We start from the raw sequence: 20,044 nt of genomic DNA, 5'->3' as shown, positions 1-20,044 counted from the left end.
GGTGATTTCTGGCTGACTTCATACAAGAACTAGAGACCGTGCTGATGTCCGACATCCTCTGGCAACCCTCCCCCGAACGCATCCGCAACACGCGGATGGACCAGTTCCGGCGCTATATCAACGAACACCACGGCATGCAGCTCGACGACTACGCCGCCCTGCACCAATGGAGCATCGACCAGCGCCCGGCCTTCTGGCAGGCGATCGTGGCATTTTTCGAGGTGCAATTTCGCAGCCCGCCCACGGCCACGCTGATCGAAGACCGCGAGATGCCCAGCGCCCAGTGGTTTCCCGGCGCCACGTTGAATTTTGCCGAACATCTGCTGCTGCGCCGCGATGCCCACCCCGCCGTGGTTGCCATCAGCGAAGACGGCCGGCGCGAACAACTGACCTACGCCGAACTCGCGGCCCACGTCGCCGGCCTGCAGCGCAGCCTGCGTGCGGGCGGGGTCGGCTTGGGTGACCGGGTCGCCGCGTGCATGCCCAACACCTGGCAAACCCTGGTCGGCATGCTCGCCACCACCAGCCTGGGCGCCATCTGGTCATGCTCGTCACCGGACTTCGGCACCCAGGGCGTGATCGACCGTTTCGGCCAGATCGAGCCCAAGGTGCTGATCACCTGCGCCGGCTACCGCTATGCCGGCAAAACCATCGACCAGAGCACCAAGCTGAATGAAATCCTGGAGCGCCTGCCGTCCCTGCAGCAATTGATCATCGTGCCGTACGCACGGCCGCAGGCGCAGGTCGGGGACTACCGGACCCAGGCCAATGTCGCGCTGTGGGAAGACTTCTATCGCCCTGGTGGCGAGCCGGAATTTGTCCCGGTGCCGTTCGATCACCCGCTGTACATCCTGTATTCCAGCGGCACCACCGGCGTGCCCAAGTGCATCATCCACGGCACCGGTGGCGTGCTGCTCACCCACCTCAAGGAACACGGCCTGCACGCCGACCTCTCGCGTGAGGACTGCCTGTTCTACTACACCACCTGCGGCTGGATGATGTGGAATTGGCTGGTGTCGGTATTGGCCCTCGGAGCCACGGCGGTGCTGTATGACGGCTCGCCGTTTCATCCGGGGCCGGAGCGCTTGATCGATCTGATCGACGCGGAACGCATCAGCGTGTTCGGCACCAGCCCCAAGTTTCTCGCCACCCTCGAAAAGGCCGGGCTGCAACCGCGCCTGAGCCATGACCTGGGCAGCCTCAAGGGGCTGATTTCGACTGGTTCGCCGCTCTCGCCGCAGAGCTACGACTACGTGTACCGCGAAATCAAGGGTGAGCTGTGCCTGTCGTCGATGTCCGGCGGCACCGATATCGTCTCCTGCTTTGTGATCGGCAACCCGGTGTTGCCGGTGCGTCGCGGTGAAATGCAGTGCAAGAGCCTGGCGATGGCCATCGAAGTCTGGGATGACCAAGGCCAGCCGCTGGTCGGCGAAAAAGGCGAGCTGGTGTGCACCCGGCATTTCCCGGCGATGCCGATCGGCTTGTGGAACGACCCGGGCCAGAAGAAGCTGCGCGCCTCCTACTTCAGCCAGTTCCCTGGCGTGTGGGCGCAGGGCGACTACGCCGAACAGCGCCCCAACGGCAGCCTGCTGATCCACGGACGCTCCGACGCAGTGCTCAACCCGGGCGGTGTGCGTATCGGCACGGCGGAGATTTATCGCCAGGTGGAAAAAGTCCCGCAGGTGCTGGAAAGCCTCGCCATCGGCCAACGCTGGCAGGACGACGTGCGGGTGGTGCTGTTTGTGCGGCTCAACGACGGCGTCACGCTGGACGAGGCGCTGGAGCAGCAGATTCGCCAGGTCATCCGCGCCAACACCACGCCACGCCACGTGCCGGCGAAGATCCTTGCCGTCACCGATATCCCGCGCACCATCAGCGGCAAAATCGTCGAACTGGCGGTACGTAATGTGGTGCATGGCGAGCCGGTCAAGAACACCGACGCACTGGCCAATCCGGAGGCTTTGGCGCAGTTTCGCGACCGTCCTGAACTGGCATGAAGATGAAAGGTTTCAGCACTGAAGCACTCATTTGAAGACAAAGCCCCAATGCATGCTATTTTTCGAGGGGTAGTCAGCCGTTCCCGACTCGCGGGATAATCGGCCTTTGTCATTTTCAAAGCGTCATGCTCAGGGCTTTTTCATGAAAGGAACATCCACCGGTAGCGAAGCCGCTGCATTGATTGCGCGGCTGGACTGGGCGCAAAGCCCCCTCGGTGAGGCCAATGATTGGCCGCAAAGCCTGCGCACAGCCGTGGATATCGTCGTCAATTCGCCGATGCCGATGCTCCTGCTGTGGGGCAGCCAACTCACCCAGCTCTACAACGATGGCTTCGCGCGCCTGGCGGGCAACAAGCACCCCGAGGCGATGGGCCAGCCGGCCCATGCGACCTGGCCGGAGCTGGAAAGCTTTACCGGACCGGTCTACGACGCCGTCCTCAGCGGCCAGGTACGCACCTTCAGCGAGCAGCGCTTCGTGCTGCAGCGCGACCACCGCGATACCGACATCTGGCTGGACCTGACCTACAGTCCGATCCGCGATGAAAGCGGCTGCGTGGCCGGCATCCTGGTCACCGCCATCGAAACCAACGAGCGTCGGCGCGTCGCCCTCGAACTGCAACAGCGCTCCGAAGACAGCCTCAAGGCCCAGCACAACAGCGAGCAACGCCTGCAACTGGCCCTGGCCGCCACCGACGCGGTGGGCACCTGGGACTGGGACATCGGCGAGGACCGCTTTATCGCCGATGCGCACTTTGCCTACCTGCATGGCGTTGATCCCGACGATGCCGGGCTGCTGCCCATCAGCGCCTACCTGCAAGGCGTGCACCCCGAAGACCGCGCCATGGTGGCGCGCAGCATCAAGCACTGCATCACCTTCGGCACCGAGTACGCCGAGGAATACCGTCTGCTGCAGGCCGATGGCCAGGTGCGCTGGGTGTTTGCCCGTGGCCGCTGCTACAAGGACGCGCACGGCCGCCCGGCGCGCTTCCTCGGCGCCGCGCTGGACCTCACCGAGCGCAAGCACACCGAGCAGGCCTTGCGCCAAAGCCAGACCGAGCTGCAACTGATCATCAACGCCATGCCGGTGCTGATCGGCTATGTCGACCACGAACAACGCTTTCGGCTGAACAACAGTGCCTACCTTGAGTGGTACGGCATGACGCCCCAGGAGCTGTACGGCAAGAGCATCCGCGAAGTGCTCGGCGAGGAGGTGTATGCCGGGCGCGCGGACAAGATTGCCGCCGCGCTCAAGGGCAAGGCCTGCAGCTTCATGACCATCACCCCGCACCGCGACGGCCGACCGCGCCATGCGCTGATGAAGTACCTGCCGCGCTTCAGCAATGACGGTTCGGTGAATGGTTTCTACATCTTTGTGATCGACGAGACCGAACGCAAGCTCACCGAAGAAGCCCTGCGCCACCTCAACGAGAACCTCGAGGAACGCGTGGCCCAGCGCACCCAGGCGCTGGCCGAGGCCAACCAGCGCCTGCAGAACGAAATGTTCGAGCGCGAGCGCGCCGAAGATGCCCTGCGCCATGCGCAGAAAATGGAAGCGGTGGGCCAGCTCACCGGCGGTATCGCCCACGACTTCAACAACATGCTCACCGGCATCATCGGCAGCCTCGACCTGATGCAGCGTTACATCGCTGCCGGGCGCAGCGACGACATCGGCCGTTTCGCCGACGCCGCGGTGTCCTCGGCCCATCGCGCGGCCGCCCTCACCCATCGCCTGCTGGCGTTCTCCCGGCGCCAGTCGCTGGACCGCCGCCCGACTGATCCCAACCAGCTGGTGGCCTCGCTGGAAGACCTGTTCCGGCGCACCAAGGGCGCGCACATCAGCCTCAAGGTGCAACTGGGCCACGACATCTGGCCGGTGAACACCGACGCCAGCCAGCTGGAAAACGCCCTGCTCAACCTGGTGATCAACGCGCGCGACGCCATGCCCGATGGCGGCGAGATCCTGATCGAGACCGCCAACAGTTATCTCGACGGCACCGACATCACCACCCTTGAACCGGTGCGCGCCGGCGACTACGTGATGCTCGGCGTGTGCGACAACGGCACCGGCATGGCGCCGAAGATCCTGGCCAAGGCATTCGACCCGTTCTTCACCACCAAGCCCATCGGCCAGGGCACCGGCCTGGGGCTGTCGATGATCTATGGGTTTGCCCAGCAATCCGGTGGCCACGTGACCATTCAGAGCGAACCAGGCCAGGGCACCTGCGTGCGCCTGTACCTGCCACGTCTGCACGGCACCGCCCTGGAAAGCAGCCTGCCGCCGAACCTCAGCGAGGCACCGCTGGCGCTGGCCGGCGAAGCCGTGGTGGTGGTCGAGGACGACCCGGCGGTGCGCATGCTGGTGGTGAATGTGCTCGACGAACTCGGCTACACCGCGCACCAGGCCGCCGATGCCCGCACCGCGCTGCCGCTGCTGGAATCGGATTTGCGCGTGGACTTGCTCGTCACCGACGTCGGCCTGCCGGGCATGAATGGCCGGCAACTGGCGGAAATCGCACGCCAGCATCGACCGGGCCTCAAGGTGCTATTCATGACCGGTTACGCTGAAAAAGCCGCCGAGCGCCAGGGCTTCCTCGAGGACGGCATGGACATGGTCGCCAAGCCATTTTCCATCGACTTGCTGGCGACAAAAATCCGCAGCATGATCAGCGTCGAAGAGTGAGTTCAGGCATAATCGCGCGCCGTCGCACACCTGGTAGAGATCAATGAAAGCCCAAGCCCGCCATATCCTGGTGAAAACCAGCGAAGAAGCCGAACAACTCAAGCAGCGCATTGCCAAGGGCGAAGCGTTTGATGTGTTGGCCAAGAAGTACTCGACCTGCCCGTCCGGCAAGCGCGGCGGGGACCTGGGTGAAGTGCGGCCGGGGCAGATGGTCGGGGCGATCGATGCGGTGATCTTCAAGAAGCCGGTGAAAGTGGTGCACGGCCCGATCAAGAGCAAATTCGGGTACCACCTGGTGCAGGTGTTTTACCGCGATTGATCGCTTGTTGCTGTGGTGGTTGTGAGTAGTTGTGGTGAGCGGGCTTGCCCCGCGTTGGGCTGCGTAGCGGCCCCAAAAATCTTGGGAGCGCTGCGCACTCCAACGCGGGGCAAGCCCGCTCACCACAGAGGCCCGCTCACCACAGAAGCCAACTCACCACAGAAGCCCGCTCACCACACGGAGCGGCTTAAATTCGTGGGATGAGCGCACCAGGCACTTGAATCACCCGGCTCGCCAACCGATGTCCGGCCAAGGCGGCCTCCTCTGGTGAGCCGCCTTTCAGCCGACCCGCCAAATACGCGGCACTGAACGAATCCCCCGCCGCCGTGGTGTCCACCACCTTCTCGACCTTCAGCGCCGGCACTGAAAAGCGCTCGCCGTTGCAGCGAATCAAGCACGCATCCGCCCCGCGCTTGAGCACCACTTCGGCGATACTCGGGTAGGCCGCAAACACCTGCTCGCTGTCTGCATAGCCAAACAAGGCGCGCTCGTCATCCTCGGTGAGCAGGGCGATGTCCACCTCGGCCAACACCGTGTGATACGCCGCGCGTGCCGCTTCGACACTGGCCCACAGGCGCGGCCGGTAGTTGTTGTCGAACACCACTCGGCCGCCGCGCCGGCGGGTTTCCACCAGCGCTTGCAGCAAACGCGCGCGCCCGACTTCACCCAAGACCGCCAGGGTGATACCGCTGAAATACACCACGTCATAACCCGCCAAGGCCGCCAGGATCGGCTCGGCGGCCGGCGTGGTGAAGCAGTCGCGCACCGCCGCTTCGTTGCGCCAGTAGAGGAATTTGCGCTCGCCGTTGGCGTCGGTCTGGATGCAATAAAGCCCCGGCAGGCGTCCAGGCAGACGCTGGACCTGCGCCAGGCCAAGGCCCTCTTCGGCCCACTGCGCGCACATGGCGTCGCTGAAACTGTCGTCGCCCAGGGCGGTGACGTAGTCGACGGCGCCGCTATCGCCCAGCTCGCGGCGCAGGTACACCGCCGAGTTGAGGGTGTCGCCGCCGAAGCTCTGGTGCAGGCTGCCATCGGCGCGGTGTTGCAGTTCGATCATGCATTCGCCGATCAGGGCGATGCGCAAGGGTGTGTTCATGCCTTCTCATCTCTGGTGTTCTGTGGGGCCTCATCGCCGGCAAGTGGGCGCCTGCAGGGAAAGCGCTGCCAGGCCGGCGATGGGGCGACGCGGACTAGAAGCAGGTCTGCAGGGACTCGATCACCTGCAATTGCTCATCCACCAGGCAGCCGACCTGCCACTTGTCGAAGGTCAGGCAAGGGTGCGAAGTACCGAACGAAATGATGTCGCCGATACGCAGCTCCACGCCCGGCGCTACGCTCATGAAAGCGTGCTGGTCCATCACCGCGGTGACGGTGCAGGCGCTTACGTCATCGCCTTCCGCCGGCACGACCCCGGCCTTGTAGCGCTTGAGCGGCACCGGCAGGCCGGCGTCGTAGGCCACGTCGCGCTTGCCCAGGGCAATCACCGCAAAACCTGGCTCGGGCAGCGATTGCACATGGGCCCAGACTTCCAGTGCCGGACGCAGGCCTTCGTTGAGATCGCTGCGGCGGTCAAGCACGCAGCACTGTGCTTCCTTGTAGATGCCATGGTCGTGGGCTACGTAGCTGCCAGGGCGCAACACACTGAGGAAACGGCCGGCGGCGTTCTGCTCTTCGAACGACTCGGCGATCAAGTCGTACCAGGCCGAGCCCGAGGCGGTGACGATCGGCTTGGGCAGGTCAAAGGAGCCGTTGTTCTGCAGATCGACAGCCAGGCGCACCAGGCTGGCGGCGAAGTCGCGGATGCCGCTGATGGCGTGCTCGCCGTGGATCACGCCTTCATAGCCTTCGATCCCCGTGAGGGCCAGTGCCGGCTGGGCCTTGATCGCCTTCGCCAGGTCACGCACTTCCTGCTCGCTGCGGCAGCCGCAACGACCACCCACCACACCGTATTCGATCATCACGTTCAGGCGCAGGCCACGGGCAGCGAAAAACAGACCGAGGTCGGCGACGTTATCCGGGTGATCGACCATGCAGTGGAAGTCGAAATCCTGGTCGGCCAGCAGGTCGGCGATCAATGCCATGTTCGGCGCGCCGACCAGTTGGTTGGCCATCAACACGCGACGCACGCCACCGGCATACGCAGCACGGACCTGCACGGCGTTGGCCAGGGTGATGCCCCAGGCGCCGGCCTCGATCTGGCGTTGAAACAGCGCCGGCATCATGCTGGTCTTGCCATGGGGCGCAAGCTCTGCGCCGCTGCGGCTGACAAAGTCCTGCATCCAGCGGATGTTGTGTTCCAGGGCCTCGCGGTGCAGCACCAGGGCAGGCAGGCTGACGTCGCGGACCAGGTGTGCACCGACGGCGGCGGCGCCTTTTTCAACGGCATTGTTGGCAGGCATGGAAGGTTCCTATTCGTTGATGCGACGGGCCAGGTTGTTGGCGCTTTCGATCAGCACCCGGCGGTAGTCGTTGTAATTTTTGATCGCATCGGCGCGCGGCGCGACGATGCACAGGGTCGCAATGCTGATGCCCTGCGCGTCCCGCACCGGGGCGGCAAAGCAATGGGTAAAGGTGTCGGCCACACTGTCGAAGGAGAAGAACCCATCGAGCGTGGCCTGGCGGATCTGGGCCAGGAAGGTCTCCAGCGGCAGGCGCTGGCCGTCCGGCAGGATGAAGTCGGCGTAGTCGATCAGGTCGATGATCTGCTGGTCGCTCAAGTGCCCCAGCAACAAGCGCCCGGACGCGGTCCACGGGATCGGCGCGTTTTCGCCGATGTCCGAGGAAATACGAAAATGCCGCTCGCCCTCGCGCATCAGCGCAACCGTGTATTTGCGCCCGTTGAGCAGGCACATCTGCGCGGTTTCGTGGGTCTGGCTGACGATTTCCTGTAGCGCTTGGTCGGCCTCGCGGGTCAGGTCGAAATGACGCAAGTGCGCCTGGCCGAGGAAGTACAGCTGGCGACCCAGGTAGACGTGACCGTCTTTGCCGACCGTTTCCAGGATGCGCCGTTCGAGCAGGGACGCGACCAGTTCGTAGACCGTGGATTTCGGGCTGCCGATGCCGCTGGCGATATCATTCGGGCGCAGGGGCTGGCCGATTTCCTTGAGAAAATCGAGGATATCGAACGCCCGGTCCAGGCCCTTGGCGCGGCGTTTGATGGTGTCTTCGGTCATGGCGGTTTTCGGTCCGGTCAGAATGTTGCTATCAACACAAATCCCCTGTGGGAGCGGGCTTGCTCGCGAACGCATTGGATCAGTTACAGGTGCGCTTAATGACACACCGCATTCGCGAGCAAGCCCGCTCCCACATTTGATCAGCTTTGGGCTTCAGATCCGGGCATTTAGCCTTTTTTCTTGTAGGCCACGCAATCGATCTCGACCTTGCAGTCCACCATCATGTTGGCCTGCACGCAGGCACGCGCCGGGGCGTGTTCCGGGGTGAAGTATTCACCGAACACCTTGTTGAAACTCCAGAAATCCCGTGGGTCTTCCAGCCAGACGCCGACGCGCACCACATCTTTCAATTCGTAACCGGCCTCTTCGAGGATCGCCACCACGTTACGCATGGTCTGGCGGGTCTGTTCGATGATGCCGCCGTTGATGATTTCACCGTCCACCGCTGGCACCTGGCCCGAGACGTAGAGCCAGCCGTCCGCTTCCACCGCGCGGGCGAAAGGACGTGGCTGGCCACCGCCGGCGGTGCTGCCGGTGCCGTAACGAGTAATGCTCATAAATATATCTCCTGCTAATAAATCGATTAAAAACGAATGTTCTTCAAAAACTCCGCCAGGCGCGGCGATTGCGGCCGCTCGAAGATGTCCTTCGAGGTGCCCTGCTCTTCAATGCGGCCCTGGTTCATGAACACGATCTTGTCGGACACTTCATAGGCAAAGCGCATTTCGTGGGTGACCAGCAACATGGTCATGCCCTCTTCCGCCAGGCCCTTGATCACGCTGAGCACTTCCCCGACCAGTTCCGGGTCGAGGGCCGAGGTGACCTCGTCGAACAGCATCAGGCTGGGGTTCATCGCAATCGCGCGGGCAATCGCCACACGCTGCTGCTGGCCACCCGAGAGCTGGCCCGGGAAGTGATTGCGCCGCTCCAGCAGGCCGACGCGGTCGAGCCATTTTTCGGCGAGGGCCACGGCTTCGTCCTTGCCCATCTTCTTGACCTTGAGCAGGCCGAGGGTCACGTTCTGCAACGCGGTCAGATGTGGGAACAGGTTGAATTGCTGGAATGCCATGCCCGTCATCGCGCGGTGCTGGGCAATCACCCGCTCGGGGTGACGTACGCGTCTGCCGGCAATCTCGCTGTAGCCGATGGACTCGCCATCCAGGGTGATCTGGCCGCCCTGGAATTCCTCCAGCAGGTTGACGCAGCGCAGCAGCGTGGTCTTGCCCGAGCCGCTGGAGCCGATCAATGTCACCACGTTGCCGCGCTGCATGGACAGGTCGACGCCCTTGAGCACTTCGACCTGGCCGTATTGCTTGCGCAGGCCACGGATGTTCAGCAGCGGTTGGTTGGTTTGAGGTTGGTTCATGGCAAGGCCACCCGCTTTTCAATGTAGCGCCCGAATAACTCGATGGCGTAGTTGATGACAAAGAACATAAAGCCTGCGAACAGGTAGAACTCCAGGGTCATGAAAGTGCGTGCGATCACCTGTTGGGTGCTCAGCAGCAATTCGGCCACGCCGATCACCGACAGCAAGGTCGAGGCCTTGACGATTTCCGTGGAGGAATTGACCCAGGTCGGCAGGATCTGGCGCAGCGCCTGGGGCAACAGCACGTAGCCCAGGGACTGGTAAAACGTCAGGCCGATGGCCTTGCCCGCTTCCAGTTGCCCACGGGGAATGGCTTGCAGCGCGCCGCGCACGATTTCCGAGACGTGGGAGCCGCAGAACAGCGTGAGCCCGACGGCACCGGCCTGGAATGCGCTGATCTGCCAACCGAGCGCCGGCAGCATGTAAAAGCACGCCAACACCAGCACAAACACCGGCGTGCCACGGATCAGGTCGACATACAGGCGAAACGGCGCGCGCATCCAGAATTTGCCGTAGGTCAGGATCAACCCGGCGACGATACCGATCAGCGTGCCGAAGATAATCGCCAGTGCCGAGACATACACACTGGCCTGGAACCCCGCCCAGAGGGTGTCCCGGGCGATCCACAACTCATGCAACCAGCTGGGGGATTCGTACATGGAAACCTTCCTTAACGACGGATCGCCAGACGCTGTTCCAGGTAACGGAGCAGCATGGCAATGAGGTAACAGGCAGCCACGTAGAGTGCGGTCGTGACCAGCCAGGTTTCAATCACCCGGTAGCTTTCGACGTTGATCTTGCGGGCGTAATAAGTCAGCTCGGGCACCGCAATGGCCGCGGCCAGCGAGGTGTCCTTGAACAGCGAAATAAAGTTGTTCGACAGGGCCGGCAGCACGTTGCGCAACATCACCGGCACGGTGATATAGGCACGGATGCGCCATTCGCCCAGGCCGATGGCCAGGCCGGCTTCGCGCAAGCCCTTGGGAATATTCAACAGCCCGGCGCGGAACACTTCGGTCAGGTAAGCCCCGGCGTACAACGACAAGGTGATGATGAACGAGGGGATCTTGTCCAGGCGGATGCCCAGGCTGGGCAGCGCGAAGTAGATCAACAGGATCAGCACCAGGATCGGCGTATTGCGGATCACCGTCACATACACCGAGGCGAGCACACGCAAGACCTTGTGTTTGGACAGCATGGCAAATGCCATCAACAGGCCGATCACGCAACCGATGGCGATCGACAGCAGCGCCAGCTCGAGGCCCAGGCCGAGCCCCGCCAGCAAGCTGGGGAAGTCTCGCCACACGGCGGCAAAGTTCAACTGATAGTTCATGGTCGGCAGTACCTGAATGGGGCGCCGTCAGCGACGCCCCAGCGTTTACGAATTACTTGAACTCAACCGGGAAGCCGATCGCCGGTTCTGGCAGATCCACACCGAACCATTGCTTGAACGAGGCCTTGTAGGTCGGGAACTCCACGCCGGTCATGGCTTCATGCAGCGCGGTGTTGACGAAGTTCAGCCAGTCCTGATCGCCACGCTTGACGGCGCACGCGTAGGTTTGCGGGCTCCAGGCGTAGGTCGGGCTGCGGTAGCGGCCGGGGTTCTGCACCATCAGGTATTTGACCGAGGACTGGTCGGTGGCGGCGGCATCGGCGCGGCCGGAGTTCACCGCCTGGTACATCAGATCGACGCTGTCGTACTGGTCGACCTTGGCCTTGGGCAGTGCCTGGTGCACCAGTTCCTCGGCGTAGACGTTCTGCAGCACGGCGACAGTGACGCCATCACCGGCGGCCTGCAGGTCTTCGATTTCCTTGTATTTGCTGTTGTTCGGCAGCAGCAGGCCCACACCTTCACGGTAGTAAGGCAGGGTGAACGCCACTTGCTGCGCACGGCTGGCGGTGACGGTGATGAACTGGCAACTCATGTCGACCTTGTCGGTCAGCAGGTTGGGAATCCGTGCGTCGGACGACTGCACCACAAACTCGACCTTGCTCGGGTCGTTGAACAGACCCTTGGCCACAATGCGGCCGATGTCGATATCAAACCCCTGCAACTTGCCATCCGCTCCCTGGAAGTGCCACGGCGCATTGGTACTGCCTGTACCCACGATCAGGTGCCCACGCTTGAGCACATCATCGAGCTTGCTGTCCGCCGCCTGCACTACGCTGGCGAGGGAAGCCGATGCGGCGAAGAGAAAAACACACGCTTTGAACACGGAAGGTCGGTGATGCATGACAAGCACTCCAGGAGTTGTGTATTCCGCTATACCGGAACTTAGTATGTAACAACGGAATAGACAGCAGAAAGTGTGCCACACGCAGTAACAGAAAAATATGACAGGACTAAATTGCTTATAAATCAGCTAGATGAACACTCGCGATTCAACAGGCGCTGCGCCACTACCTGGAATCATTTTGCTACCCAAGACCCCAGACGCCGGTGACAGCCACTGACCTGTGCGCCACAACGGTGTTACCCGCACCATCAAGGTGCGCGGCAGGCATGGAAAAATCGCGGCGCTCGGCTAGCCTTGATGCAATGTCTACACGCCCCGCTGCAGGAGACAGATGGGCGCCATTTGGTTGAGAGGGTCTATGTCGATAAAAGCCTGTCTTGTCGCCGGCTTGCTGACGTTGCTGGTGGCTGGCAACGCTGCGGCCAGTAACGATCGCCGTGAATGCAAGGAAGAACTGCGCAAGCTCAACGATGCCTTGAGCACCAACTACACCAGCCAGAATCATCATGGTTACCGCCAGGCGAAAGCCTCGCGGGACAACCTGGAATACAAGAAATGCGCGAGCCAGGCCCGCAAGGCGCGCGAGCGGGTGGAGCGCGACGATGACCTGTGAAGGTTGACAGTAGACGCAGGTGATATCCCGGCTTAGCGTTGGCAACACACCCACGCGGCCTGAAGGGAGATGACCATGGGAGTGGCCACGCAAAAAATTTCCAGTGCGCAGGAGTTTGCCAGGGTGCTTGACACACCACACCCGGTGTTCATTCTGTTTGTTACCCAACACTGCGCTGCCTGTGCGAATGCACGGCCGCTATTTGCCAGGACGGCCGGCAGGCATCCCTGGATCGTCAGCCTGATACTCGATTGCGCGCACACGCCGAGGCACCCTGATGTGACGGGCACCCCGACATTACTGATCTACCTGAACGGAACCCTGGTAGAAAAACTCAAAGGTTTCGGCCCTAAAGAAGAACAAGTGCAGTGTGTGCAGGCCTTGTTCAGCCGCTATGATCGGAGCCTGGGTGCAAAAGCACCTGCGTCACCCGGCGCTCCTCCACTGCGGCTACCGTCAGACGCCAGCCCACATGCTCCAGGCTATCGCCCACCACCGGCAGGCGGTCGAGCAGGCTCATCACCAAACCCGCCAGGGTTTGATAATCCTCGGTTGCGGCAGCCTTGAAACCGGTACGCTGCCGCACCAGGCTCAGGTTCAAGGCGCCATTGGCACGGTAGCCACCTTCTTCCTCGACAATGTCCGGGCCCTCGACTTCACTGGCGTCCGGCAACTCACCGGCGATGGATTCAAGGATGTCGGTCATGCTCAGCACCCCCATGAAGTCGCCGAATTCGTTGATCACGAAGGCGATATGGGTCGACTCCTGACGCATCTGCTCCAGCGCGTTGAGAATCGAAAAACTCTCGAGCAAGTTGATCGCGCGGCGCGCCAGGTGCTCCAGGTTCGGCTCGTTGCCAGCCAGGTATTCCTTGAGCAACTCCTTCTTGTGCACAAAACCCAAAGGCTCATCGACATCGCCGTTGCGGATCAACGGCAGCCGCGAGTAAGACGAATGCATCAGTTTCAGGCGGATAGTCTCGGGATCGTCCGCCAGGTCAATACAGTCGACCTTGGCCCGCGGCGTCATCAGTGTGCGAATCGGCCGCTCGGCCAGTTGCAGCACACCGCTGATCATCACGCGCTCACGCCGATCGAACAGCGGGCCCTGTGCAGCATCGGGCTCGCCGAGCAGGTCGGCAACCTCTTCACCCACCTCCTCCACCGCCAGGCTGCGCCCGCCGAGCAAGCGCATCACCGCATGCGCCGTGCGCTCACGCACCGGCAGCACACCTTGTGCAGACTTCTTGCGACGCGCGCGGGCAATCTGGTTGAACACCTCGATCAGGATCGAGAAACTAATCGCCGCGTACAGATAGCCTTTCGGGATGTGGAAACCCAGGCCTTCGGCGGTCAGCGCGAAGCCGATCATCATCAAAAAGCCCAGGCACAGCATGATCACCGTCGGGTGCGCGTTGACGAATCGCGTCAGCGGCTTGCTCGCCACGATCATCAGGCCGATGGACACGATCACCGCGATCATCATGACCGCCAGCTCATCCACCATGCCCACGGCGGTAATCACCGCGTCGAGGGAGAACACCGCGTCAAGCACCACGATCTGCGCCACGATCGGCCAGAACATCGCATAAGCCACATTGCCGGAGCGCTGGGCCACATGCCCTTCGAGGCGTTCGTGCAATTCCATGGTGGCCTTGAACAACAGGAACACACCGCCAAACAGCATGATCAGGTCACGCCCCGAGAAGCTCTTGTCGAACACCTCGAACAGCGGCTGGGTCAGCGTGACCAACCAGGAAATACTCGCCAGCAAGCCCAGGCGCATCAGCAGCGCCAGCGACAAACCGATCAAGCGCGCACGGTCGCGCTGCTCCGGTGGCAGTTTGTCCGCCAGGATCGCGATAAACACCAGGTTGTCGATACCCAGCACCAGTTCCAGCACAATCAAGGTCAACAGGCCGAGCCAGGCCGTTGGATCCGCTAACCATTCCATTTATAGAGTCTCTTTACAGGTTTCAGAATGCCGGGCACGGCAAGGCGCGATCAGTGGATGACCGGGACAAGGTTAGCAAGCGAAATACGGGGTGCTTCAGCGGGAACAGCAACAGCGGATGTCTTGGGGAAAGACGACTGGGAGGCTCCGAGAGGGTGTTCATGCAAGTCCTGAAATGACAAAAGGACTTGAATCCTACAGCCGAAATACAAATTTCCTACAACGCAAAACTATTACAAGATCTGTACACCAAGCCAACACAAAACCCATTTAGCAGCGGGCTTGTTGGTGAAGGCGGTGTGTCAGTCAACACATGAATTAACTGAATCACCGCCTTCGCGAGCAAGCCCGCTCCCACATTTTGCCCTGCGTGGTGTCAGCTTTTACGGGTAGCATCATCCAGCGCCAAAATCGTATGCGCATTCGTCACCGTCGTCGCCAGCGTATTGATCACCCCCGACCGCAACGCCCCCAGCGTCGCCGCCGCCTTGGTGTTCTCGCTGGCAATCGCCACCACGTCTGGAATCCGAAACAGCTCCTGCACCGTCAACCCGATCACGCGCCCCTGAATCGCGTTGACCGCCGGCTGGCCGTGAATGTCGATAAAGTCATAGCCCATCATGTCGCCCACGGTGCCGGACAACCGTGCCTGGGCAATTTCCTGTGGCGAGAACCAGCCCATGCGCACCATGTTGCTGTTCTCGCTCATGTCGCCGATACCGATCAAGGCGATATCGGCACGCCGCGCCCGGTCGAGGGTCGAGCGCACCGTGTCGTTATTGATCAACACCCCGCGCAGCTCCGGGTTGGCCACCAGGGCCGGGGCGTACAGGCTTTCGCTTTCACCGCCAAACCGCAGCGCCAGGCGCCGACAGATATGGTCGGGGTTCATGTATTCGCCCGCCTTGAGCGAACCGCCGATCGCACAGACAAACGTGCAGTTGCGCGTCACCGGCAGAAACACGTTATCGGCCACCGCACCGACGTTGCGCCCCATGCCCACGGCGACAATCATGCCGTCGCTGAGCGTCTTGTTCAGGTAGTTGGCGACCAGGCTGGCGACGGCCGAGCGCTGGGTGTCGGGCTCACTGTGATCGACGGCGATCAACGCGCGATCCAGCTTGAAGCGCTTGACCAGGGCCTGCTCCAGCTCGTTGTTCATGGCCGGATGCTGCAACACGCGCACCTCGACAATGCCCTCATCGCGTGCACGCTTGAGCAGGCGACTGACCTTTGCGCGTGACAGGTCGAAGCGCTTGGCGATGGCTTCCTGAGTGACGTTCTCAAGGTAATAGAGCATCGCCACTTCGGTCATCTGATCGATATCGCTGGCTATGCGCTGGGTACTGTCACTCATGGGGACGGGCTTCCGTTTCGGCGTCAAAGGCGCATTCTCCCGACTCTTGCCCCGTTTAGTCCACTACTGATGCCCATCGCGCTCGATTGCATTGATGCGCTCGACCTTGGCCCCGGAACGCGCCGCTTCGAACTCCGACTCCAGGAACGACTTGACGATGCTCTTGGCCAGCTCGGCGCCGATTACCCGCGCACCGATGGACAAGATCTGCGCATCGTTGCTCTTGCGTGCACGCTCCGCCGAATAGGTGTCATGGGCCTGGGCCGCGCGGATGCCCAGCACCTTGTTGGCCGAAATGGCCATGCCAATCCCGGTGCCGCACACCAGCACGCCCAGCCGCTGCTGACCGGCATTGATCGCAGTGGCCACGGCCAGGGCGATGTCCGGATAAAGCACGGGCGCAGTGGAATGGGTGCCGAAGTCGGTCACCGGATAGCCCAGCGCCTCGATATGGCGCTTCAACAGCTCTTTGAGCTCAAAACCTGCTTCATCGCATCCGATAGCCACCGGGAAAGGTGTGTTCATGGCGTCTGGCTCCGCTGCCGTGATCGTACTTATGACTGATCAAATGATCATTCAGTGAAATTCCGCTCAGACATTTCGCGGTCATCCAACCCTCTATGTCAAGCATGATTTAACTGACCCCGCAGTCAAAGGCGTCAAAAACGGCCTTATTGACCACCAAGATGAGAATCATCGCTTTTACATGAAAGAGATTGACTGATCAGAATTTCATTTGATACACATATGATCACAGCGAAACATGACTGTGCGACCTAATAAGAATTCACAGCACGAGGACACGCCGATGGCCACGCCATTACTGCTCCAGGCTGAACACGTCGCCAAGGCTTACGCCGGGGTCCCTGCCCTGCGTGACGGGCGCCTCTCTCTGCGGGCCGGCAGCGTCCACGCCCTGTGCGGCGGCAATGGCGCAGGCAAATCGACATTCCTGAGTATCTTGATGGGCATCACCCAGCGCGATGCCGGCAGCATTCTGCTCAACGGCACGCCGGTGCAGTTCAACCGCCCGAGTGAAGCGCTGGCGGCGGGGATCGCGATGATCACCCAGGAGCTGGAACCCATCCCCTACATGACCGTTGCCGAAAACATCTGGCTGGGCCGTGAACCGCGCCGCGCCGGTTGCATCGTCGACAACAAGACCCTGAACCGCCGCACCCGCGAGCTGCTCGACAGCCTGGAGTTCGAGGTCGACGCCACCAGCCCCATGCACCGCCTGAGCGTCGCGCAGATCCAACTGGTGGAAATCGCCAAGGCCTTCAGCCATGACTGCCAGGTGATGATCATGGATGAGCCCACTTCGGCCATCGGCGAACGCGAGGCAGAAACCCTGTTCAAGGCCATTCGCCGCCTGACTGCCCGGGGCGCCGGCATCGTGTATGTGTCGCACCGCCTGAGCGAACTGGCGCAGATCGCCGATGACTACAGCATCTTTCGCGACGGCGCCTTTGTCGAAAGCGGACGCATGGCCGATATCGACCGCAACCACCTCGTGCGCGGCATCGTCGGCCAGGAACTGACCCGCATCGACCACAAGGTCGGCCGCGAATGCGCCGCCGACACCTGCCTGCAAGTCGACAACCTGAGCCGCGCCGGTGAGTTCCACGACATCAGCCTGCAGCTGCGCCAGGGTGAAATCCTCGGCATCTACGGCTTGATGGGTTCGGGGCGCAGCGAGTTCCTCAACTGCATCTACGGCCTCACGGTCGCGGACTCCGGCAGCGTGACCCTGCAAGGCAAGCCCATGCCCATCGGGCTGCCCAAGGCGACCATCAGTGCCGGCATGTCGCTGGTCACCGAAGACCGCAAGGACAGCGGCCTGGTGCTCACCGGCAGCATTCTTTCCAACATTGCCCTGTCGGCCTACAAGCGCCTGTCGAGTTGGTCGCTGATCAATGCGCGCAAGGAAACCCAACTGGCCCAGGACATGGTCAAGCGCCTGCAGATCAAGACCACTTCCCTGGAATTGCCGGTGGCATCCATGAGCGGTGGCAACCAACAGAAAGTGGTACTCGCCAAATGCCTGTCCACCGAGCCGGTGTGCCTGCTGTGTGACGAACCGACCCGCGGGATCGACGAGGGCGCCAAGCAGGAGATCTACCACCTGCTCGACCAGTTCGTACGCGCCGGTGGCGCGGCCATCGTGGTGTCGTCGGAAGCGCCGGAGCTGCTGCATCTGAGTGATCGCATCGCCGTATTCAAGGGCGGCCGGCTGGTGACCATCAGCACCGACACCGCCCTTTCCCAGGAAGCCTTGTTGAGTCTTGCCTCATGAATGCCAAAACCCTGTCCACACCCGCCGCCGCACCTATTGCCACACCCCGCAATCGCCTGCGCCTGTCCCTCGACCGCTTCGGCCTGCCGCTGGTGTTCATCCTGCTGTGCGTGGTGATGGCGTTCTCCAGCGAATACTTCATGACCTGGCGCAACTGGATGGACATCCTGCGCCAGACCTCCATCAACGGCATCCTCGCGGTGGGCATGACCTACGTGATCCTGACCAAGGGCATCGACTTGTCGGTGGGCTCGATCCTGGCCTTTGCCGGACTGTGCAGCGCCATGGTCGCCACCCAGGGTTATGGCCTGCTCGCGGCGGTCAGCGCCGGGATGTTTGCCGGGGCGATGCTCGGCGTGGTGAACGGCTTCATGATCGCCAACCTGTCGATCCCGCCGTTCGTGGCCACCCTGGGCATGCTCAGCATTGCGCGGGGCATGACCTTCATCCTCAACGATGGCAGCCCGATCACCGACCTGCCCGACGCCTACCTGGCGCTGGGCATCGGCAAGATCGGCCCGATCGGCGTGCCGATCATCATCTTCGCCGTGGTCGCGCTGATCTTCTGGATGGTGCTGCGCTACACCACCTACGGCCGCTATGTGTACGCGGTGGGCGGCAATGAAAAGAGCGCACGCACCTCAGGCATCGGTGTGCGCAAGGTGATGTTTTCGGTTTACGTGGTCTCGGGCCTGCTCGCCGGACTGGCTGGCGTGGTGCTGTCGGCCCGCACCACCTCTGCCCTGCCCCAGGCCGGGGTCTCCTATGAACTGGACGCGATTGCCGCCGTGGTGATCGGCGGTACGAGCTTGTCGGGGGGCACCGGCAGCATTGTCGGCACGCTGTTCGGCGCACTGTTGATCGGCGTGATCAACAACGGGCTGAACCTGCTCGGCGTGTCCTCTTATTACCAGCAGGTCGCCAAGGGCCTGATCATCGTGTTCGCAGTACTGATCGACGTGTGGCGCAAGAAAAAACGCTAGAGAACGACCCACAACAATAACTGGAGTTCTACTCATGAAACTTGGTACCACCTTGGCCGCCACAGCGGCTTTCTCCCTGCTCTCCTGCAGTATCGCCATGGCTGCCGACGGCAAGACCTACAAAATCGGTGCCGCCGTCTACGGCCTCAAGGGCCAGTTCATGCAGAACTGGGTACGCGAGCTGAAAGAACACCCGGCGGTCAAGGACGGCACCGTGCAACTGACGGTGTTCGACGGCAACTATGACGCCCTGACCCAGAACAACCAGATCGAAAACATGGTGACCCAGCGCTACGACGCCATTCTGTTCGTGCCCATCGACACCAAGGCCGGCGTCGGCACCGTGAAGCAGGCCATGAGCAACGACGTGGTGGTCATCGCCTCGAATACGAAAGTAGCCGATGCCGCTGTGCCGTACGTGGGTAACGACGATGTGGAAGGCGGCCGCCTGCAGGCCCAGGCCATGGTCGACAAGCTCAATGGCAAAGGCAACGTGGTGATCATCCAGGGCCCGATCGGCCAGTCGGCGCAAATCGACCGGGAAAAAGGCGAGCTGGAAGTACTGGGCAAGCACCCGGACATCAAGATCATCGAGAAAAAGACTGCCAACTGGGACCGTGCGCAGGCGCTGACCCTGACCGAAGACTGGCTGAACGCGCACCCCAAAGGCATCAACGGTGTGATCGCGCAAAACGACGACATGGCCCTCGGCGCCGTACAGGCGCTGAAGTCTCACGGGCTGACTTCCAAAGACGTGCCGGTGACCTCCATCGACGGCATGCCGGACGCGATCCAGGCCGCGAAAAAAGACGAAGTCACCACCTTCCTGCAAGACGCCCAGGCCCAATCCCAAGGCGCACTGGACGTGGCGTTGCGCGCCCTGGCCGGCAAGGACTACAAGCCGCAATCGGTGATCTGGGAGCGTTACGCCAAGGACGTGAAATGGGCTGATGGCACCGCCAAGAACTACATCCTGCCGTGGGTGCCAGTGACGAATGCCAACGCCGATGCGCTGTACAAACAAGTCAGCGGCGGTAAGTAGCTTTCACCCTGAAATAGGGTCAAGTGT

Annotated in this window: 18 protein-coding genes and 1 pseudogene; 8 read left to right on the top strand and 11 right to left on the bottom strand. The window is 61.9% G+C overall.

The window, feature by feature from the left end:
• Positions 1 to 44 precede the first annotated feature (44 nt).
• The 3 genes from NTD80_RS16085 to NTD80_RS16075 all read left to right on the top strand — a co-directional run bounded on the left by NTD80_RS16085 (position 45) and on the right by NTD80_RS16075 (position 4,996).
• Positions 45 to 1,997 (top strand): acetoacetate--CoA ligase, encoded by a 1,953-nt coding sequence (locus tag NTD80_RS16085; RefSeq protein ID WP_262134267.1) that lies wholly within the window; start codon positions 45 to 47, stop codon positions 1,995 to 1,997.
• 142 nt (positions 1,998 to 2,139) lie between these two features.
• The gene (locus tag NTD80_RS16080; protein ID WP_065907752.1) at positions 2,140 to 4,677 is read left to right on the top strand and encodes a PAS domain-containing protein; all 2,538 of its coding nucleotides are present in this window, start codon (positions 2,140 to 2,142) and stop codon (positions 4,675 to 4,677) included.
• 43 nt (positions 4,678 to 4,720) lie between these two features.
• Positions 4,721 to 4,996, top strand: coding sequence for a peptidylprolyl isomerase (locus NTD80_RS16075; RefSeq protein ID WP_003174397.1), 276 nt, complete (start codon positions 4,721 to 4,723; stop codon positions 4,994 to 4,996).
• Positions 4,997 to 5,183: 187 nt separating this feature from the next.
• Here NTD80_RS16075 and NTD80_RS16070 read toward each other — a convergent pair whose 3' ends face one another.
• The 8 genes from NTD80_RS16070 to NTD80_RS16035 form a co-directional block, all read right to left on the bottom strand.
• Positions 5,184 to 6,092 carry a sugar kinase gene (locus tag NTD80_RS16070; protein WP_262134266.1) on the bottom strand — a complete coding sequence of 303 codons (909 nt, stop codon included), beginning with the start codon at positions 6,090 to 6,092 and terminating at the stop codon, positions 5,184 to 5,186.
• 94 nt (positions 6,093 to 6,186) lie between these two features.
• Complete coding sequence (locus NTD80_RS16065; RefSeq protein WP_262134265.1) at positions 6,187 to 7,395, bottom strand: amino acid deaminase; 1,209 nt, start codon at positions 7,393 to 7,395, stop codon at positions 6,187 to 6,189.
• 9 nt (positions 7,396 to 7,404) lie between these two features.
• Positions 7,405 to 8,169: an IclR family transcriptional regulator gene (locus NTD80_RS16060; RefSeq protein WP_065907743.1), complete on the bottom strand. Its 765-nt coding sequence runs from the start codon at positions 8,167 to 8,169 to the stop codon at positions 7,405 to 7,407.
• 167 nt (positions 8,170 to 8,336) lie between these two features.
• Complete coding sequence (locus NTD80_RS16055) at positions 8,337 to 8,726, bottom strand: RidA family protein (RefSeq protein ID WP_032896881.1); 390 nt, start codon at positions 8,724 to 8,726, stop codon at positions 8,337 to 8,339.
• 26 nt (positions 8,727 to 8,752) lie between these two features.
• Positions 8,753 to 9,535: an amino acid ABC transporter ATP-binding protein gene (locus tag NTD80_RS16050; protein WP_262134264.1), complete on the bottom strand. Its 783-nt coding sequence runs from the start codon at positions 9,533 to 9,535 to the stop codon at positions 8,753 to 8,755.
• The gene (locus NTD80_RS16045; protein ID WP_065907739.1) at positions 9,532 to 10,194 is read right to left on the bottom strand and encodes an amino acid ABC transporter permease; all 663 of its coding nucleotides are present in this window, start codon (positions 10,192 to 10,194) and stop codon (positions 9,532 to 9,534) included. Before NTD80_RS16045 ends, NTD80_RS16050 begins: the two co-directional genes overlap by 4 nt.
• A gap of 11 nt (positions 10,195 to 10,205) precedes the next feature.
• The gene (locus NTD80_RS16040) at positions 10,206 to 10,868 is read right to left on the bottom strand and encodes an amino acid ABC transporter permease (RefSeq protein ID WP_065907738.1); all 663 of its coding nucleotides are present in this window, start codon (positions 10,866 to 10,868) and stop codon (positions 10,206 to 10,208) included.
• 52 nt (positions 10,869 to 10,920) lie between these two features.
• Positions 10,921 to 11,769, bottom strand: coding sequence for a transporter substrate-binding domain-containing protein (locus NTD80_RS16035; protein WP_065907736.1), 849 nt, complete (start codon positions 11,767 to 11,769; stop codon positions 10,921 to 10,923).
• 361 nt (positions 11,770 to 12,130) lie between these two features.
• Between NTD80_RS16035 and NTD80_RS16030 the strand changes: the two genes are divergently transcribed.
• Positions 12,131 to 12,385, top strand: coding sequence for a hypothetical protein (locus NTD80_RS16030; RefSeq protein ID WP_262134262.1), 255 nt, complete (start codon positions 12,131 to 12,133; stop codon positions 12,383 to 12,385).
• Between the two features lie 69 nt (positions 12,386 to 12,454).
• A pseudogene (locus NTD80_RS16025) lies at positions 12,455 to 12,748 on the top strand (thioredoxin family protein); the annotation flags it as partial.
• A 22-nt stretch (positions 12,749 to 12,770) separates the two neighbouring features.
• Here NTD80_RS16025 and NTD80_RS16020 read toward each other — a convergent pair.
• From NTD80_RS16020 to rpiB, 3 genes are all read right to left on the bottom strand, one after another.
• Entirely contained in the window at positions 12,771 to 14,339 is a 1,569-nt protein-coding gene (locus NTD80_RS16020; RefSeq protein WP_262134261.1) for a TerC family protein, read from the bottom strand.
• Positions 14,340 to 14,715: 376 nt separating this feature from the next.
• Positions 14,716 to 15,696 carry a sugar-binding transcriptional regulator gene (locus tag NTD80_RS16015; protein WP_025857542.1) on the bottom strand — a complete coding sequence of 327 codons (981 nt, stop codon included), beginning with the start codon at positions 15,694 to 15,696 and terminating at the stop codon, positions 14,716 to 14,718.
• 63 nt (positions 15,697 to 15,759) lie between these two features.
• Positions 15,760 to 16,221 carry a ribose 5-phosphate isomerase B gene (rpiB, locus tag NTD80_RS16010; protein ID WP_016969738.1) on the bottom strand — a complete coding sequence of 154 codons (462 nt, stop codon included), beginning with the start codon at positions 16,219 to 16,221 and terminating at the stop codon, positions 15,760 to 15,762.
• A gap of 283 nt (positions 16,222 to 16,504) precedes the next feature.
• Here rpiB and NTD80_RS16005 point away from each other — a divergent pair, with 283 nt between their 5' ends.
• The 3 genes from NTD80_RS16005 to NTD80_RS15995 are packed head-to-tail and all read left to right on the top strand — an operon-like array spanning position 16,505 to position 20,017.
• Positions 16,505 to 17,992 carry a sugar ABC transporter ATP-binding protein gene (locus NTD80_RS16005; RefSeq protein ID WP_120448869.1) on the top strand — a complete coding sequence of 496 codons (1,488 nt, stop codon included), beginning with the start codon at positions 16,505 to 16,507 and terminating at the stop codon, positions 17,990 to 17,992.
• On the top strand, positions 17,989 to 18,975 hold the full coding sequence (locus tag NTD80_RS16000; protein WP_262134260.1) for an ABC transporter permease: 987 nt from the start codon (positions 17,989 to 17,991) through the stop codon (positions 18,973 to 18,975). The genes NTD80_RS16005 and NTD80_RS16000 overlap by 4 nt, the downstream gene beginning before the upstream one ends.
• Positions 18,976 to 19,009: 34 nt before the next feature.
• The gene (locus NTD80_RS15995; protein WP_106803573.1) at positions 19,010 to 20,017 is read left to right on the top strand and encodes a substrate-binding domain-containing protein; all 1,008 of its coding nucleotides are present in this window, start codon (positions 19,010 to 19,012) and stop codon (positions 20,015 to 20,017) included.
• The last annotated feature ends 27 nt before the right edge of the window (positions 20,018 to 20,044 follow it).

Source organism: Pseudomonas sp. 13B_2.1_Bac1 (assembly GCF_025466155.1).
GTDB lineage: Bacteria > Pseudomonadota > Gammaproteobacteria > Pseudomonadales > Pseudomonadaceae > Aquipseudomonas > Aquipseudomonas aylmerensis.
The sequence above is the reverse complement of the archived record's forward strand: the minus strand, read 5'-3'. Positions and strand labels throughout refer to the sequence as shown.